At 68.7% G+C, this 16,887-nt stretch carries 12 protein-coding genes; all 12 read right to left on the bottom strand.

What is annotated here, in order from left to right; all coding sequences use genetic code 11:
- Positions 1-20: 20 nt before the first annotated feature.
- The gene (locus P3H15_RS01750) at positions 21-860 is read right to left on the bottom strand and encodes a glycoside hydrolase family 16 protein (protein WP_276135669.1); all 840 of its coding nucleotides are present in this window, start codon (positions 858-860) and stop codon (positions 21-23) included.
- A gap of 56 nt (positions 861-916) precedes the next feature.
- Positions 917-3,025, bottom strand: a complete 2,109-nt coding sequence (locus P3H15_RS01745) for a hypothetical protein (RefSeq protein WP_276135668.1) — start codon at positions 3,023-3,025, stop codon at positions 917-919.
- The gene (locus tag P3H15_RS01740) at positions 3,018-3,815 is read right to left on the bottom strand and encodes a glycoside hydrolase family 16 protein (protein ID WP_346348740.1); all 798 of its coding nucleotides are present in this window, start codon (positions 3,813-3,815) and stop codon (positions 3,018-3,020) included. Before P3H15_RS01740 ends, P3H15_RS01745 begins: the two co-directional genes overlap by 8 nt.
- Positions 3,816-3,846: 31 nt before the next feature.
- Complete coding sequence (locus P3H15_RS01735) at positions 3,847-4,518, bottom strand: DUF998 domain-containing protein (protein ID WP_276135666.1); 672 nt, start codon at positions 4,516-4,518, stop codon at positions 3,847-3,849.
- Between the two features lie 2 nt (positions 4,519-4,520).
- The gene (locus tag P3H15_RS01730) at positions 4,521-5,762 is read right to left on the bottom strand and encodes a hypothetical protein (protein WP_276135665.1); all 1,242 of its coding nucleotides are present in this window, start codon (positions 5,760-5,762) and stop codon (positions 4,521-4,523) included.
- The gene (locus tag P3H15_RS01725) at positions 5,749-7,122 is read right to left on the bottom strand and encodes a lipopolysaccharide biosynthesis protein (RefSeq protein WP_276135664.1); all 1,374 of its coding nucleotides are present in this window, start codon (positions 7,120-7,122) and stop codon (positions 5,749-5,751) included. The genes P3H15_RS01730 and P3H15_RS01725 overlap by 14 nt, the downstream gene beginning before the upstream one ends.
- Before the next feature lie 2 nt (positions 7,123-7,124).
- Positions 7,125-8,918 (bottom strand): alpha/beta hydrolase, encoded by a 1,794-nt coding sequence (locus P3H15_RS01720; protein WP_276135663.1) that lies wholly within the window; start codon positions 8,916-8,918, stop codon positions 7,125-7,127.
- Complete coding sequence (locus P3H15_RS01715) at positions 8,902-10,212, bottom strand: glycosyltransferase (protein ID WP_276135662.1); 1,311 nt, start codon at positions 10,210-10,212, stop codon at positions 8,902-8,904. The genes P3H15_RS01720 and P3H15_RS01715 overlap by 17 nt, the downstream gene beginning before the upstream one ends.
- The gene (locus P3H15_RS01710; protein ID WP_276135661.1) at positions 10,209-11,159 is read right to left on the bottom strand and encodes a glycosyltransferase family 2 protein; all 951 of its coding nucleotides are present in this window, start codon (positions 11,157-11,159) and stop codon (positions 10,209-10,211) included. The genes P3H15_RS01715 and P3H15_RS01710 overlap by 4 nt, the downstream gene beginning before the upstream one ends.
- Positions 11,160-11,165: 6 nt before the next feature.
- The gene (locus tag P3H15_RS01705) at positions 11,166-11,993 is read right to left on the bottom strand and encodes a glycosyltransferase family 2 protein (RefSeq protein ID WP_276135660.1); all 828 of its coding nucleotides are present in this window, start codon (positions 11,991-11,993) and stop codon (positions 11,166-11,168) included.
- Positions 11,994-12,298: 305 nt separating this feature from the next.
- The gene (locus tag P3H15_RS01700) at positions 12,299-13,165 is read right to left on the bottom strand and encodes a MazG family protein (RefSeq protein ID WP_276135659.1); all 867 of its coding nucleotides are present in this window, start codon (positions 13,163-13,165) and stop codon (positions 12,299-12,301) included.
- Between the two features lie 4 nt (positions 13,166-13,169).
- A complete protein-coding gene (gene mfd, locus P3H15_RS01695; protein WP_276135658.1) occupies positions 13,170-16,817 on the bottom strand; it encodes a transcription-repair coupling factor in 3,648 nt (1,215 codons plus the stop codon).
- Between the last annotated feature and the right edge of the window lie 70 nt (positions 16,818-16,887).

Here is a 16,887-nt window from a genome sequence, read left to right as displayed (position 1 = left end):
CCGAACGCCGGTCCCCGACGTCACTGGGAGAACCTCACCCAGTCCACCAGCATGGTGGCGGGAAAGCGCGTGGACGGCGTGACCGGGCCGGGCCAGTTTCCGCCGACGGCCACATCGAGCAGGAGATACGCGGGGGCGTCGAACACCCAGCGTTCCTCGGGTCGGAGATCCGCCGTGGTGACGGTACCGACGATGTTCCCGTCGATCCCCACCGAGATGCGGCCGGGTGCCTTGATCAGCGCGTAGTCGTGGAAACCCGCGCTGAGGTTCGCGCCGATCGAGCCGTCCGTCGAGCGCTCCCAATGGCCGCCGCCGACGGTGGGGCCGTGTACTCCCGCGTGATATCGCGAACCGTCCCCGATCACTTCGAGGATGTCGATCTCTCCGCAGACGGGCCACCCGACGCTGTTGATGTTGCTTCCCAGTGTCCAGAACGCCGGATGGATCCCCGGTCCGGACGGCACCTGCATCCGTGCCTCGATCACGCCGTACGTGAACTCGAACTTTCCGCGGGTCACGAGCCGAGCCGAGGTGAATCCGCCACCGTTTCTGCGGGCCTCGACGACGAGACGACCGTTGCCGTCGAGTCGCGAATTCTGGCGGGAGTCGGTGTACACCTGTTTCTCGTTGTTGCCCCACCCGCCGCCTCCGAGGTCGTAACCCCAGAACTGCGGATTGGGTGCAGCATTTGCGGGTCCGTCGAATTCGTCGCTGCCGATCACGGTGTACCCGGGATAGGCGGTCCGGGCGCCTCCGGCGACGGGAACGGCGATCGCAACAGCTGGGGTGAGGGATAGCGCGCACAGCGCCACCGAGCACGTCAACGCCATGTCGAACATGGCCGACCGCATCCGCTGCATGTGCCGATGCTAAGCGCCCGCCTCGACCGTTCGTGACCGAATACGCCAGGTAGCCGTTACCTCCGCGGCCCCGTGTAACGGAAAATGGTGCTGTCGACGTCCTGCGCGGACACGGACCAGTCGGGGCTGGACCGCAATTGGTCCTCGAAGTTGTCGACCGATCCGTCCGGCAGATAGCCGTAGTAGCGGATGGCGGCAGTGCCCTGCGTGTTGAACACGAGATACGTGTCGCCTTCGCGTTCCGCCGCATCCGCGGTGAGCATCTCGATCTGGCCGCCGTGCGGGAAGCCCTCCAGCAAGGCCGGCGGCAAGGCCAGCAGGGGTTGATCGAAATCCTTGTCGACGACGGCGAACTTGATGTAGTCGGCGCTGACACGAGTGGGGAGACCCGCGGGATAGAGGGACATGATCGTTGCCGGTGGCTGTTCGTTCGCGAGGATGTCCTCCGCGAACGTCACCTGGGACTGATAGCCGACGACCAGCGACCACAGCCCGTAATACCCTTGCAGGCCGGCAAACGTCACGTATGCCAGTCCGCTCGCGAGTCCGACGGGGACGACTCCGCGGAGCAATCCGGACCGGAACCTGATCGTGAGCGCGTCCACGAGAATCGGTGCGATGAGGATCGCGCAGCCGGGGACGGCGTAGAGGTAGACCCGGAAGATCGCCTCACCACCGTAGCTCTGACCCGCCAGCAGGGCGAACGAACTGAACGCCATGACGGTCGCGACCCAGGCGGGACGTTTGCTGCGCCAGAGGAGGATCGCGCAGACCACGGCGAGCAGGATGATGCCCGCGGACAGGGAACGGCACACGGCAGAGGTGAAGATCTTCCCCAACGTGCCGACCGCGGTCACGTTGCTGGCGGCGTTGTCGACCGGGTTGAAACCGGACAGCAGCCCGTACGGTGCCACGATGTCCAGCCGCGGCACGAGATAGGCGACGAGGATCGCGAAGTAGGGCACGGGAAGCCACCACGGACGGATCTTCCGCGTCACTGCCAGGGCCGCCGTCACCCCGAACAGCCAGTAGGGGGTCAGCTGGTGGGTGGGTACCAGCGCAGCGAAGACGAGGATCGACAGGTACGCCGCGGATCGGTGCTCCGTCGACACGACGAGCAGTGCCACCACACCCAGCGCCATGACGAGCGCGATGGCCTGCGGCGAGAAGTAGTCCTGCCCCACCCAGTTGGCGAGTTCCGCGACCATCGCCGCTGTCAGCGCCACCCGCATGTCGAACCCGAGGAGCCGGGCGATCGCGGCGATGAGGACCGCCAGCAACACGTGGATCACCGGCGCGAACCAGTGGGCGATGGACATCATGTCTGCCGACGTGATGTCACCGAACCACGCGAAGGCGGTGAAGAAAGCCGGCCACTCACCGTAGATGTCGACGCCCTTGGGCGGCAGTGTCTGGAACTGCTGGATGTAGTCCACCACGCCGAGGTGCTTGTACGTCCACCCGTAGATGGGCACGTCGGTGACGAGTGTCGGGGTGAGCCGTTCCACCACGATCACACCGAGCAGCGCCGTGGCCGCGGTCCCGACCGCCCCCGCGCGGAGCGCCCAGACGAACGCGCCGAGCATCATCAGCGCGCACACCACCAGGCCGGGCCCGCTTCCGACGAACAACAGGCCGAACTGTGAGTACCCGGTGGTGCCGAGCCCGGAGAGCACCGCCCCCCAGAGAGCCAGGGCCACGGCAACGAGGATCAGGGGTCGATTGACCCGGGCGGCGCGACCCCAGTGCAACAGACGACACCACACCTGCTGCAGGGTGATCGCGCGAACCGGGTCGGCGCCGGTGTCGTGCCACCGATGCCGCAGCGCGGACGCGACGACGGCCAGGACCATCACCAGCAGCAGACCGATGGCGGGCCAGCGGTAGAACCACGCCAGGACGGTGGTGGCGGCGGTCACCACGGACAGCCCGAGGACGGGGACGGCCGCGACGGCTGCGGCGACCGGTATCCGCAGCCACGTCACGATCGCGAGACCGGGGCCGCTCAGCACGAACACCGTCAGGAGCACGGCGCTGATCGGCGACGGAAGCGGCGCAAGGGATGTCAATCCCGCGACGGCCGACGCCAATGCGGCGACGTCGTAGTACCGGGACAGCTCCGGAGCCGTCCTGTTCACGCGCTCCGCGGTGAGGAGATCACTCATCGGTCACCTTCACCCAGTCGACGAGCATCGTGGCCGGAAACGTCGTGTCGGCTCCGACGTCACCCGGCCACTGTCCGCCGACGGCGACGTTCAGCAACAGGGAGAACGGTTTGTCGAACACCCACTCCTGCCCCGGGTCCAGATCCGCACGCGAGAACTCGCCCGTCACGCTGTCGTCGATGCCGAACGTGATCCGGTCCGCCGACCGTTCCACCCAGTAGTCGTGAAAATCGTCCGACACGTCGTTGCTGCCTTCGACGTTCAGATACCAGGGTGTGCCGTCCGCGGACGGGCCGTGCAGCGCACTGTGATAGAACGACGCGTCGTTGATCGTCTCGATCACGTCGATCTCTCCCGACTGCGGCCAGCCCACGCGGTTGACGTCCGTGCCCATCAACCAGAACGCCGGATGCAGGCCCTGCCCCTTCGGCATCTTGATGCGGGCCTCGGCACGTCCGTACTGGAAGGCGAAGCGGTCGAGGGTGACCAGCCTGGCCGACGTGTAGCCCGATCCGTCGCGGCGGGCTTCGATCACGAGGTTGCCCTCGCCGTCGAGCCGGGAATTGGCGGGATCGTCCGTGTAGACCTGCGCCTCGTCGTTTCCCCAGCCTCCGCCCCCGACCGCGTGCCCCCAGTAGCGGGAGTCGGGTGAGGTTCCGGCGGCCCCGACGAAATCGTCGAACATGAGCACCGACTCGCCCTTCCCGGATGCCTGCGCGACATCGCTCGACGCATACCACCCGGTGGCGCCCACGCAGGCGAGCGCGAGGAACACCGCGGCCGACGACACGGCGCGGGCTCTGCGTGGACGGTTCAGCACTCTATGCACCGGCTTTGTCTCCGACCCGGACGGCAGCCGAACGCCGAACGAACTGCAACTGTGTCACGAGGTGGACGCACACGACGAACCCGAGGATCGCCGAGTACGCCGCGACCCGTTCGATACCACCGACGCCGAGACCGAGGTCCCAGGAGTAGGTGAAACAGAAGTACCCCACCAGACCGATCACCCCCAGCGCGAGGGCGACGTACGTTGCCGGACCCGACCTCTGGGGCCATACGGTGAGCGCCGTCGTCAGTGTGAAGAGACTGCCGAAGATGAGGAACAGCGTGGCACCGAGCGAATGCACCTCCCAATGCGTGTTCGACGGCGCCAGACCGACCACTATTCCGCCGATTCCGGCTACGACGAGGAATACCACCGGAACGAGCGGGAGCACCCGCTCGACGCGGTACCAGAGGACGGCGCCGACGACATATGCGACGCCGGCCACGACGAACGCCGCGTCCATCAACAGCGACGTCCTGCTGCACGGCGCCGTGCCGTCGGTGCCACAGAACGGGACGCCGAGGTCGCTGATGAAGTTGGCGGAATAGCTGTAGTGACCGCGCCAGGTTCCGGCGACGAGGAATTCGACGACGAAGAACTGCAGCACGGCGACGGTGAGGTACAGCGGAGTTCGCTTCGATGTCTCCAGGACGTGTGAGGGCATGGCTAGACAATCCTTCGAGACAGGAGAGACAGTGGATCACACAGGGCGTCCGCAAGTGCGTCGCGGACGAGTTCAGGGTCGAACACGTTGTCGTGCAGGGACGCCGACACGTCGAGTTCGGGGCCGCGGCGCACCGAGGTGAAGACGATCGACGCCGGATCGGCCGGTTCGCTCAGCGCGGTGACGATCCGGCGGCCGGGCTCGTCGGTCCAGTCGAGATCGGCCAGCAGCGCCGCCTCGCCCATGTCGGAGTACACGAGTCTCGCCCGGGGTGTCGCCGCGACGTGGGTGGCGGCGGTGTGCGCCGTGCCGGCACGCACCCGCCTACGGAACGTGGCGATGCTGAGTGCGAGAGAGGCGAGCGGCCTGCCCGACGCGGTGGCCTGCGCGATCGCCGCACTCATCTCTGCGGCATCACCGGGGTCGGACAGTGCGAATCGCACTCCGGCAGCGAAATTTCCGTTCACCGTCGCACCGTCCGGGAGGTAACGGCGGCAGTCGAAAAGGACGTCGACCCTGTCTTCGATCTTCAGGCCACGACGGCGCATCGCCCGCGCGACGGCCGCAAACAGCAATGCCGACACCGACGCCCCGGGCAGATCCCGATCCCGCCAACGACGGAGTTCCGCGGTGGTTCCGGCCACTGCGGACGCGACGACCGCAGTCGGTGCTCTGCCCCAGGGTACGACCTCGACGGGACGGGAATCGTGTGCGGTGGAGGGCCGGGATTCGAGGAGCTGAGCGACACAGGCGGGTGACGACGCGAACGCCCGGGTCAGGGCGCGTGCGAGCGGCAGTGCGCTGTCGCGTGTCCGGGCCCATTCGGGGACCGGCGTCCCGCTGCGTCCGCCGGCGACAGCGCGGATGAGTGACAGTGCGAGCCTTCCGTCACCGAGTCCGTGCGAGATGTCGAGGAGGAGAAAGTCACCCGCGACCGCGACGTTCAGCGGGTACGCGGATGCACCCGCGCGCGCCAGCCCGGTCAGCAGCCGAGGCACGTCTTCCCGGGTGCACGGCCCCAGTTGCTGGACGTTCCCGAGGAAGTCCTGCGGCCGGTGCTCCCACCGGCGTGACTCGGTGGTCGGGACGAGACCGATCGGGGTGTGACGTCCACCGGCGTGCGCGAGCACGGTCAGCGTGTCCCGGATCTCGCCGATGCTGGGCAGGCGGACGGGACCGATTGCGGTGATCATCCGGCTGCCGCTGCGCATCAGGTCGCGGGAACTCGCTCTATCCGTCGACATCGGACACCTGCCACATCGGTTTCTGGTTGGCGCTCTTCTTCGCCAGCCACCGCTCCCACTTGGCGCGGTTCTGGAGTCGGCGGAGCCAGGAGATGAGCGGTCCGGCGAGGATCACGGCGGTCAGTGTCTCGGCGGCGAGATACGCCCAGCCCACCCCCGCGACGCCGATCGACGCGCTGAAGACCAGGCTGCCGACGATGATCACCACCGTGGCGAGGCACTGGGTGACGACGGCGAGAGTGAGCCGTCGGTACACCCGTGCGAGACCGTCGTAGACGGCGCCGATGACGGCGAGGGGCACGAAGACCGCGGCGAGATGGAGCAGCGGCGTTCCTTCCGCACGGTATTCCGCCCCGATGACTCCGAGCGCGGGCGGCGCGACGAAGGCCAGCCCGAATCCGCCCACCAGCGCGATCACGGCAATGGTGCGGACGAACCGGCGGGACAGGCTGACGATCTTGTCCGGATGCGCGGCGGCCTCGGCGACGAACGGGCCCACCATGAGGTTCACCATGATGTAGAGGGCGCTGACGATCGACCACGTCACCGCGAAGTACGCGTTCGCCGCGGTGCCGACCCGGGTGACGACGATCAGCGGGACGACGAGCGGGGCAATGGCCCCGAGCGCCGAAATACCGTACGAGGAACCGAAGTACACCCCGAGTTCCTTGTTGGAAGGCAGCGCGGGTACCTGCCGGTATCGCGGGTCGGACCGGATGCGCAGCCCCATCGACGTCAGCAGGACCACAACGGCGACCGCCGCGGTGACCCCCCAGGACGCGACGATGGCGAGCGCCGATCCGGACGCCGCGAGCACCACGACCGCCAGCAGTTTCGCCAGCGCGTGGAAGACGTTCTTCGACGCCGCCCAGCGGGCGACGCCCAGACCGGAGACGGTCTGGTCCTGCAGCGCGAAGAGCGCGAGGACGACGACGAATACCGGATAGATCGCGATTTCCAGTTTGTTCTCGAACAGCGTGTCCCGCGGACCGACGACGATGAGCCCGACTGCCGACACGAAGGCCAGCGTGGCCACGGCGGCGAAACCCTTGACCAGCAACGGTCCCGCGCGGTGGCCCGCCACCGGCAGGAAGCGCTCGAACATCGAGCCGAGGCTGAGATTCGAGAGCGTCGACAGCATGATCGCCGTCGAGATGAGTGCGGACGCCACGCCCACCTGATCAGCGGGGAACAACCGCGCAGCCGCGCCCCAGAAGGCGAGGCCGAGGACACCGGTGACGACACTCGACAGCATCAGCGCCATCGAGTTGAGCTGTAGATTCCGCCCCGCGGAGCGCGGTGGCTGCTCGGCACGGTGTCGGGCGCGTAGTTGCGACTGCGTCGCTGTCAGGGATCCCATGACTATCCGACCAACGCCGACCGGGAATCGTCACGGGCGTCGTCGACACGGCCCACGGTCAGTTCACCGAGCGCAGTGGCGAGGACGTCCCGGAGAACCCTGTCGCGCAGGGCGGTGCTGTACAGCGAGTGGTCACCGGACGGGTAGGTGACCAGACGTCCGTTCCAGCCGGCGCCCCGCAGCCGGCGAAGGCTGCGCTCGCCGTGGTTCTCGACGAACGCCGCGTAATCGACCGGTGAGAGGAGGACGGTTGCGTGCACGCCGCGCTCGTGGAGCGGAGCGAGCATGACTTCCGGCACCTGCAGCAGCCCGGCCCGGCCCAGCCACAACCAGCCGCGGTAGGGCAACCACACCCGCAGGTATTTCTTCGCCGTGGCCGCGTGCCGGTGGAGCAGCGCGAGCGCTGCCCCCTTCAGGGACCTCCGGTCGGCGTCCATCGTGGACTGCTTCACGAACGCCTTCCGGGTGATTGTCCAGTCCGCCATGTTGACCAGGACCACTGCCCGGACGGGGTGCCGGATGGCGGCGTAGCCCGAATTCCACGCCCCCGAGCACATCCCGGCGAGCACAACCGATTCGGGCTGCGCACCGCTGACGGAGATGATGTCGACGGCGTCGTCCCGGGATTCGTCCGTGTAGATGGTGGTGCATTCGCCGTGCTGCACCAGGCCCGTGTCGCCGGTGCCGCGACGATCGAAGCGGACGCTGACGATCCCGTGGGCCGCCAGCTCGCGCGCGGTCTCGGCCCACAGCCGGACCGGTCCCACACGGTGCTCGTTGGCGGTTCCGTGGAAGATCACCGTCGGTCCCGCAGGGCTGTGCGTCGCACCCTGTTCGGCCGCGACGGACGTACGGATCGTGAAGAGTTCGGCCGCTCCCGCGAACTCCAGTGTCTCGACGACCTGCCTGCCGTCGACGGTGCGATCCACCACGGCGGTGGGGCGGAGATCGAGTGCGGCACCGGTGTGGTGGTCGCCGAAGGATGCGGACATCCATGCCGCGATCCGGTCGATGTCGCCGAACGGGTGCCGGACCACGAAGTCCGCCGGCTCGAGGAATGATTCGTAGTCGTGGACGGTGACGGTCTCGGCGTTCCAGGCGGCGACGGCGTCACGCGTCGCGACGGAATCGACGTCACTGTCCCGCACCGCCATCAGGACCTTCGCACCCGACGGCGGGGTCGCGGCACGCAGAACCATCGCCGACAGGGCCGACGCCGCGGCCGGTGCGAGCACCGCACCGATGAGCGTCACTCGCGGATCGTCCGTGTACTCGGGACCGACCACCATCTGGTGGAGCGCGGTCTGCTTGCGCAGGTAGGCGCGGCCACGAACCACAGGATCCCACAAGGCCACGGCCCGCACCGGACCGCACGTCGCCGCAGCCTGCGCGGCGAGCAGGGCGCCGGCCCGGAGGCCGACCAACCCGATGTCCGTGATGCCGGAGCTGCGCACGTAGTCGACCGCTCTCCGGATGCTGTCGAGCCACCCCTCGACCGCGTCGGAATCGTCCTGGGCGCCGGACGAGTCGCCGGTGCCGCGGTAGTCGAATCGCAACACCAGCAGCCCTCGAGCACGTAATTGCTGGGCGAGATACACCATTGCGCGATACGAGTCGACCTGTTCCTTGCCGATCGGCGGGCAGAGGACGACGGCACCGCGGCAGCGGCCGTCGGCAGGACGGTCGACGACGCCGAACAGCGGTGCGTCGTCCGATCCGAACCAGGTGGCGAACCGGGTGCCGTCGGCACGGCCGGCGAGCGGCTCGGTGCCGACGAGGTCAGGATGGGCCGTCATGAGTCACCCCTCTCATCGGCGCCGGATCCCGACCCTCGACGCGGGCCTTCAGATAGGCGAACGGTCCGCGTGCGATGGACCGGAGCTCGGTGGCTCCGATCCCTTCGGGAAGGTGGCCGGCGAGACGGTCCGGAGGCGTGGCGACGTGGGACATCTTCCGCGACAGACGGAGAAACGTGGGCGCCTGCCGCACCGCGATACGCACCGCGAGCCACGCGGTGCGTGGATCGACGGCGATCTTGGCCAGCCAGGCGCCGAGTCCGAGTCCGTAGCCGCGCGCCTGGACGGCGAGCGCCTCGTTGTCCGCGCGGTGCCGATGCCACACGACCGCCCCGGGTCGGTACGCCAGTTGCCGCCCGGAGTGCAGCACACGGAAGAACATGTCGAGGTCCTCGCCGCCGTCGGTGGGGGCTCCCGCCCCGAGTGCCTCGTCGAATCCGCCGAGCGCGTACACGGCCTGCCGGTCGACGGCGAAATTCGCGCCGGTGCCGTAGATCCCGACCTGGAAGGGGAAGAGCGGCACGTCGGCGGGTGGGTGCGCGAGGTCGAACAGCCGTGGGACACAGGAACTCGCCCACCCCACCCGCTGATCGAAGTACGCCTGCGCGGGTGTGCGGATCTCACCGCTCGGGACGATCCCGCACACGCACGCCACCGCGTTCCCTGCACCGAAGCCGGCCACGAGTTCGGTGAGCCAGTGCGGGTCGACCACGACGTCGTCGTCGGTGAACGCGACGATCTCGGTGTTCGCCGCGCGGACCCCCGCATTGCGCGCCCGGGACAGTCCGGGCCGGGGCTCGGTCACGACGCGCACACGCGGGTCACCGAGTTCGGCGACATACCGCTGGGTGGCATCCGTCCGGGATGCGTTGTCGACCACGATCACCTCGTAGCCGGGATGGTCGAGCGACAGGATCGAGTGCAGGGCGACCTTCAGGCTGTCGACCCGGTCGCGGGTACACACCACGACGGTGACGGACGGGCCGGATGCTTCGGTGTCGACGACGCTGTCGGCCACTGCCACCGGCACGAGCCCGTCCAGTGCGTGCCGCAGTGCGGCCGTCTCGAGCCTGCCGTCCTCGATGTCCACCTCGACGAATCCCAGCAGGGTGCGATCTTCTCGCACCAGCAGCCGGGCGCGCCGATACCCCGCGGCCCGGTCCAGCCGGTATTCGGTGTCTTCCCGGACAGGTCCACGTAGTTCGCCGACCCAGACGGCGCCGTCCCACGTCGGCGCGTGATCGCTCTCGAGAGCCGGCGCCAGGTCGATCCGGCGATCGAGTGTTCCGGTCATGCCGTCACCCGCGTCGGTCGCAGACCGACGAGACCTCGGACGTATCCGGCTGCGGTCACCGTGAACCCCGCGACCACGGCACCCGCTCGGATCAGTCCGCCGTGCCGAGGGGAAACGATCCCCGCGACGACGGCTCGTGGGAGTACACGTGCGGTGTACGCCCGTTCGCTGCTGAGCGCGTCGCCGGCCCCGACGAGATCGGAGACGAGCGCTTTCGACACGCCCTCGTGGAAGCAGCGCGAGAGGAAGTAGCGGAACGTGGTGCGGTCGTCACTGACGCGGTGCACCACCCTCATCGCGGGGTCGAACAGCAATTGCGCGGTGGGCTGGTGAGTTCGGATCCGGATGCAGAGTTCGGTCTCCTCGCACCCGACCGGCGTCTTCCCGACCCTGCCGATTCCGTCACTGAACCCGTCGACGGTGTCGAAGACCGTGCGCCGCAGAGACATGTTGCAGCCGATGAAGTTCCGCACCGGCTCGATGCGCGTCGGCTGGCCGAGGTAGCTGCAGCCGACCACCCAGTCGAACTCGGCGGGCATCCACACGGGGCGGTCGGCCGGCCACGCCGGGCTGGCGAATCCGCCGACACCGAGCACGTCGGGATCGGAATAGTGGGCGGCGGACACGCGATACCAGTCGGGCTCGGCGCGGGCATCGTCGTCGAGGAACGCGATCATGTCGCCGCGCGCCGCGCGGACGCCGGTATTGCGGGCGCCGGACAGGCCCTTCGACTCGGAATTGCGGAGCACGGTCAGACGAGGTTCCGCTGCGAAGTGCCGTTCGGCACGGGAGAACAACTCCTCCGAATGATCGATCACCAGCAGCACCTCGAGGACCGGCACACTCTGGGTGAGCACCGAGTCGACCGCGGCGCACAGGTCGCGCCACCGTTCGGTGGTGTAGGCGCAGATGACGACGGAGCAGGACACGAGCGTGGACACCGTCATGGCCGCTCAGCCCTGCGGGACGGGCGCCGGGGACAGGTGCGTTGCGGTCGTGCGCTGTTCGCTCCTGATGGTGCGCAACACACGAAGTCCGTCCCGCACCGCGTTCAGGTTGCTCTCGCCGTGGATGCGATCCTGCTCGAAACTCGGCACCTCGGTGATCTTCAGGCCCGCGTTCGCGACCCGCACGTTGATGAGGGTCTCGATCTCGAACCCGTCGCCCCACTGCGCCTCGGTCGCCTCCACCGCGGGTAGTGCCATCACCGGGACGTGGTGGCGCCAGAATGCGTTGTAGCCGTAGCACAAGTCGCTGAACGAGGCCCCGAACTTGAGGTTGACGATGGCGTTCAACGCCTTGTTTCCGAGCTTCCGGCCGAAGGTGATGTCCGAGCTGCCGCCGCCGTCGGCGAAACGGGTTCCCTTCGCGAAGTCGGCGCCGGCCACGAGCGCACCGACGAACAACGGGATCTCCGCCGGGTCGGTGGAGCCGTCGGCGTCGATCATCACGACGATGTCGCTGGTCGCGACACGGAAGCCGCAGGCCAGGGCGTTTCCCTTGCCCTTGCGGCTCTGCGTCACGAACTTCGCGTCCGGCCACAGGCTCCGCGCCACAGCGACGGTGTCGTCGACGGAATGGCCGTCCACGAAGACGATTTCGTCGATGTCTGCCGGCATGCGCGCGGCGACATGGGGAAGGTTCTTGGCTTCGTTCATCGCGGGCACGACGACGGTGACCGTCGGGCGGCCGGGAGCGCGGTCGGCGGCGCCGGTCTCGTCGATGTCGTGCGCGTCTGTCTCGTCGGAAGGTTCCAGGCGGTCAGGCGTGTACAGGCTCATGTGTCCGTCTCTCATCGTCGGGCAATCGACTCGGCCCGGAAGCATCGCTATGTGTGGTCCCCTGTGGGTATCGGCCCTCGCCCGACCGGGAGCTCGGATACCCACCACGTGCAGTGCGCGAAGACCGCGAACACCCGCATCGAAGGACTTCGCAGTACTTCGAAACGCGCGTTTGCAACCAACTGGTCTCCTATGCGCGCTTTAAACTACCTCAGGTTTGTTTTTCTCGCACTACGGACACGAGAGTGATTCATCCCTCAGTTACATTTTGGCAAACCCGAGCGATAGCGCCCGTCGCCCCGGTATCAGGACGTCCAGTACCCGAGCCAGTCCGCGGGGGCGAGTTCGGTCTTCCCCGTCGCGCGCGCAGCATCCTCGGCCGCGCGGACACGAGCGATCAGATCGTGCGTCGCCGCCTGCAGCCTCGACTCGGCGGCGACCACCGCCGCGCTGTCCGCCGTGATCTCCGCGGGCACCAGCTCGGGCGGCAGGCCTGCCTTGCTCGCGCGGGCGATGACCTTCGCCGCGAGGGACGCCGCGGGCTGACTCATCGCGACGCCGTCGAGGCAGGAGCTGCGGGCCTTTTCCGCCGCCTTCCGGATCTCCCACGCCCGTTCCTGCTCGGCGATGTCGATCGGGCCGACGACGTCCTCACCGAGGTGGGGGCTGCGGTGCACGAGCTTGGCGACCAGTGTCGCGGCCACGTCGTCGACGTCGAAATTGCCGGACGCCGAGGCGATGCGTGAATGGAACAGGACCTGCAGCAGCAGATCTCCGAGCTCTTCCCGGAGATCAGCGGGCTCGGCGGACTCGATCGCGTCGAGGACCTCGTACGTCTCCTCGACGAGGTAGTGCGACAGCGTCCGGTGTGTCTGCGTCACTTCCCAGCCGCCGTAGCTCCACAACCGGTCCATCACCTCGGCGGCCTCGACGAGGTTGTCGCCCGGGACCTTCGGTGCCGCGATGATCCGGGACCCCGACGCGACCCACTCACGCACGGTGGGATGGTCGGGATCGGTACTGATCAGGACGGCGGCGCCGGGTGCGGCGGACAGCAGCGTCCGCACGGACTCGGGCACCTCGTCGGTGAACGCCACTCCGCCACGAACCACCCCCACGGCTTCCATCGGGATCGTCGTGGGCCGCAACGGGTCGAGCAGGACCACCGTCATCGGGTCAGGCCTCCATCACCACGGACCCGGCGGCCTTGCCGTCCAGCGCGAGCACGAAGTCCGCGATGTACTGCAGCAACTCCACGTCGCGCACCCGCTCGGCGCCGATCCCACCCGAACCCGCCCGGGGCAGCGGCAACTGCACCATGCCGGTGGTGGCGCGGTACTGCGCGCTGGGGTAGATCCGCTTGAGACGCAGCTGCTTCGAGTCGGGCAGGGCCATCGGCGCGATCTTCAGCTGCGTCCCGACCACGGCGATCTCCTCGAGGCCGTATTCGCGGGCCAGCAGGCGCAGCTTGGCCACCGAGACCAGCCGGCGAACCTCCTCGGGGAGCGGGCCGTACCGGTCGACGAGTTCGTCCACGACGGCGGTGATGCCGTCGAGTTCGGTGGCGGCCGCGAGCTTGCGGTACCCCTCGAGCCGGAGACGGTCGCTGGTGACGTAGTCCGGGGGGATGTGCGCGTCGACGGGAAGATCGATCCGGACTTCCTTCGGGGCGTCCTCGGTGGTGATCGGCTTGCCGTCGGCCGCCGCCCGGAAGGCCTCGACCGCCTCCCCCACCAGCCGCACGTACAGGTCGAACCCGACCCCCGCCACGTGACCGGACTGCTCGGCGCCCAGCACGTTTCCGGCGCCACGGATCTCGAGGTCCTTCATCGCGACCGCCATGCCCGCGCCGAGGTCGGAGTTCTGCGAAATGGTCGCCAGACGGTCGTAGGCCGTCTCGGTGAGCGGCTTCTCCGGCGGGTACAGGAAGTACGCGTAGCCGCGTTCACGGCTACGCCCGACGCGACCGCGCAACTGGTGCAACTGCGACAGGCCCAGCGAATCGGCGCGTTCGACGATGAGCGTGTTGGCGTTGGAGATGTCGAGGCCGGTCTCGATGATGGTGGTGCACACCAGCACGTCGTAGTCCCGTTCCCAGAAGCCCTGCACGGTCCGCTCCAGCGTGTCCTCGTTCATCTGGCCGTGCGCGACGACGACGCGCGCCTCGGGGACGAGTTCGCGGATCCGCTGGGCGGCCTTGTCGATCGAGCTGACCCGGTTGTGGACGTAGAACACCTGCCCGTCGCGGAGCAGTTCCCGTCGGATGGCGGCGGCCACCTGCTTGTCGGCGTACGCGCCGACGTACGTGAGGATGGGGTGCCGCTCCTCCGGCGGGGTGAGGATCGTGGACATCTCGCGGATGCCCGCCATGCTCATCTCGAGCGTTCGCGGGATCGGCGTCGCCGACATGGTGAGTACGTCCACGTGGGTGCGCAGCGCCTTGATGTGTTCCTTGTGCTCCACGCCGAAGCGCTGTTCCTCGTCGACGATGACGAGGCCCAGGTCCTTCCACCGGATCCCGGTCTGCAGCAGCCGGTGCGTGCCGACGACGACGTCGATCTCGCCTTCGGCCATGCCTGCGACGATCTCCTTCGACTCGCCGGTATCCGTGAAGCGGGAGAGCCCGCGCACCGTGACCGGGAACGCCGCCATCCGCTCGGTGAACGTCTGCAGGTGCTGCTGGGCGAGAAGCGTCGTCGGCACCAGGACCGCCACCTGCTTGCCGTCCTGCACGGCCTTGAACGCCGCCCGCACCGCGATCTCCGTCTTGCCGTAGCCGACGTCGCCGATGACGACGCGGTCCATCGGGACGGCCTTCTCCATGTCGGCCTTGACCTCGCTGATGACCGTCAGCTGGTCGTGGGTCTCGGTGAACGCGAAGGCGTCCTCCATCTCCTTCTGCCACGGGGTGTCCGGGCCGAACGCGTGACCGGGCGCGGCCTGCCGCGCCGCGTACAACTGGACGAGTTCACCGGCGATCTCCCGAACCGCCTTGCGCGCCTTGCGTTTGGTGTTGGCCCAGTCGGAACCGCCGAGCTTGCTGAGTGCGGGCAGTTCGCCGCCGACGTACCGCGACAGCTGGTCGAGGGACTCCATCGGGACGAACAGCCGGTCGCCCGGGTGGCCGCGCTTGCTGGCGGCGTATTCGATCACGAGGTATTCGCGCCGCGCGCCGCCGATGGTCCGTTCGACCATCTCGACGAATCGCCCGATGCCGTGCTGGTCGTGCACCACCATGTCGCCGGCCGTCAGGGCGAGCGGGTCCACCTGGTTGCGGCGCTTGGCGGGCAGCCGCTTGCCGTCGCCGACCGCGGCCACCCGGTTGCCGGTGAGATCGGACTCCGTGACGACGACGAGCCCGGGGGTGGTGTCGCCGCCGGGAAAGACCAGGCCGTCGTGCAGCGAACCGCGCAGCACCCCGACCTGACCGCGGGCGGGCTCCGAACCGGGTGCGAGTTCCGCCGCGGGCACCTCGGCCTCGAGGAGGCGCTCGAGCACACGATGCGCGGTACCGGCGCCTGCGACCACGATGACGGCCCGGCCGCCCGTGCTGACATGGGCGCGCAGGCTCACGAACAGCTCGGACAGCAGCTCGTCGGAACCGCGGACCTGCGGTGCCGGGGTGACCGCCAGCTCCAGTTCCTCGCCGCTGCCGGACGCGAGCGGGCTCAGCGTCCACCACGGCAGACCCGCGGCCTCCGCGGATTCGCGGACCTGGCTGAGCGAGCGGTAGGCGGAGGCGCCGAGGTCGATGCCGTCGCCCTTCAGCACCGACGTGTCCAGCGGGGCGGCGCCGCCGATCGAGGCCGCCGTCCACGACGCCTCGAGGAACTCCTGACCGGTGCGCACCAGGTCGGTGGCGCGTGTCCGGATCTTCTCCGGATCGCACAGCAGCACGTGCGCGCTCTCGGGTAGCACGTCGGTGAGCAGTTGCAGCTGTCCCGGCCGCAGCACGGGCAGCAGTGCCTCCATGCCCTCGACCGGGATGCCTGCCGACATCTTGTCGAGCATCTCGACGAGCGCGGCGTCGGCCTGGTTGTCGACCGCGAGCTGCGCGGCCCGATCGCGGACGTCCTCGGTGAGGAGCAGTTCGCGGCACGGCGGCGCAATGACGGCGTCGATGTCGAGTTCGGCGAGCGACCTCTGGTCGGCGACGGAGAACGCGCGCAACTCGGTGACCTCGTCGCCCCAGAACTCGACGCGCACCGGATGGTCCGCGGTGGGCGAGAACAGGTCCAGAATGCCGCCGCGGACGGCGAACTCGCCGCGCTTGCCGACCATGTCGACGCGCGTGTACGCCATTTCGACGAGCCGCTGGATCAGCCCGTCGAAGTCGTGCTCCACCCCCACCCGCAGCGTGACGGGTTCGATCTCACCGAGACCGGGCGCCATGGGCTGCACCAGTGAACGGACGGTGGTGACGACGACCTGGAGCGGCGCCCCGTACGAGCGGTCTCCGGGCCGCGCGAGCCTGCGGAGCACCTCCACCCGGCGACCGACCGTGTCGGCGCTCGGCGACAGCCGTTCGTGTGGCAACGTCTCCCACGACGGGAACTGCGCCACGGCGTCGCCGATCATCTCCTGCAGTTCGGCGGTGAGGTCGTCGGCCTCGCGACCGGTCGCGGTGACCAGCAGCAGGTGGGTGCGCTCGGCGAGGGCCGCGGCCACGAAGGGCCGGGCGGGTGCGGGTGCGACGATGTCGAGGTGATGCCGGCCGAGGGCCTCGGTCACCTGCGCGACGACGGCGTCGCCCAGCGCGATCTTCGCCAGCCCGGCGAGCGGGGTGTCGGACGAGGGCTCGGCAGCGATGAGCGGGGAAGACAACGACGCACTCCTGAGCAGTGATGACGAACTGCCGGCGAACAGCTCGGGCCGGGACGAGCGGCCAGTTGCG

This window comes from Rhodococcus sp. T2V (genome assembly GCF_029269925.1).
Lineage (GTDB): Bacteria > Actinomycetota > Actinomycetes > Mycobacteriales > Mycobacteriaceae > Rhodococcus_F > Rhodococcus_F koreensis.
The sequence above is the reverse complement of the archived record's forward strand: the minus strand, read 5'-3'. Positions and strand labels throughout refer to the sequence as shown.

Excerpts from the sequence above, each read along its gene's own strand:
- P3H15_RS01750 (WP_276135669.1), bottom strand. The coding sequence starts at position 860 with ATGCAGCGGATGCGGTCGGCCATGTTCGACATGGCGTTGACGTGCTCG.
- P3H15_RS01745 (WP_276135668.1), bottom strand. The coding sequence starts at position 3,025 with ATGAGTGATCTCCTCACCGCGGAGCGCGTGAACAGGACGGCTCCGGAG.
- P3H15_RS01735 (WP_276135666.1), bottom strand. The coding sequence starts at position 4,518 with ATGCCCTCACACGTCCTGGAGACATCGAAGCGAACTCCGCTGTACCTC.
- P3H15_RS01730 (WP_276135665.1), bottom strand. The coding sequence starts at position 5,762 with ATGTCGACGGATAGAGCGAGTTCCCGCGACCTGATGCGCAGCGGCAGC.
- P3H15_RS01725 (WP_276135664.1), bottom strand. The coding sequence starts at position 7,122 with ATGGGATCCCTGACAGCGACGCAGTCGCAACTACGCGCCCGACACCGT.
- P3H15_RS01720 (WP_276135663.1), bottom strand. The coding sequence starts at position 8,918 with ATGACGGCCCATCCTGACCTCGTCGGCACCGAGCCGCTCGCCGGCCGT.
- P3H15_RS01715 (WP_276135662.1), bottom strand. The coding sequence starts at position 10,212 with ATGACCGGAACACTCGATCGCCGGATCGACCTGGCGCCGGCTCTCGAG.
- P3H15_RS01710 (WP_276135661.1), bottom strand. The coding sequence starts at position 11,159 with ATGACGGTGTCCACGCTCGTGTCCTGCTCCGTCGTCATCTGCGCCTAC.
- P3H15_RS01705 (WP_276135660.1), bottom strand. The coding sequence starts at position 11,993 with ATGAGCCTGTACACGCCTGACCGCCTGGAACCTTCCGACGAGACAGAC.
- P3H15_RS01700 (WP_276135659.1), bottom strand. The coding sequence starts at position 13,165 with ATGACGGTGGTCCTGCTCGACCCGTTGCGGCCCACGACGATCCCGATG.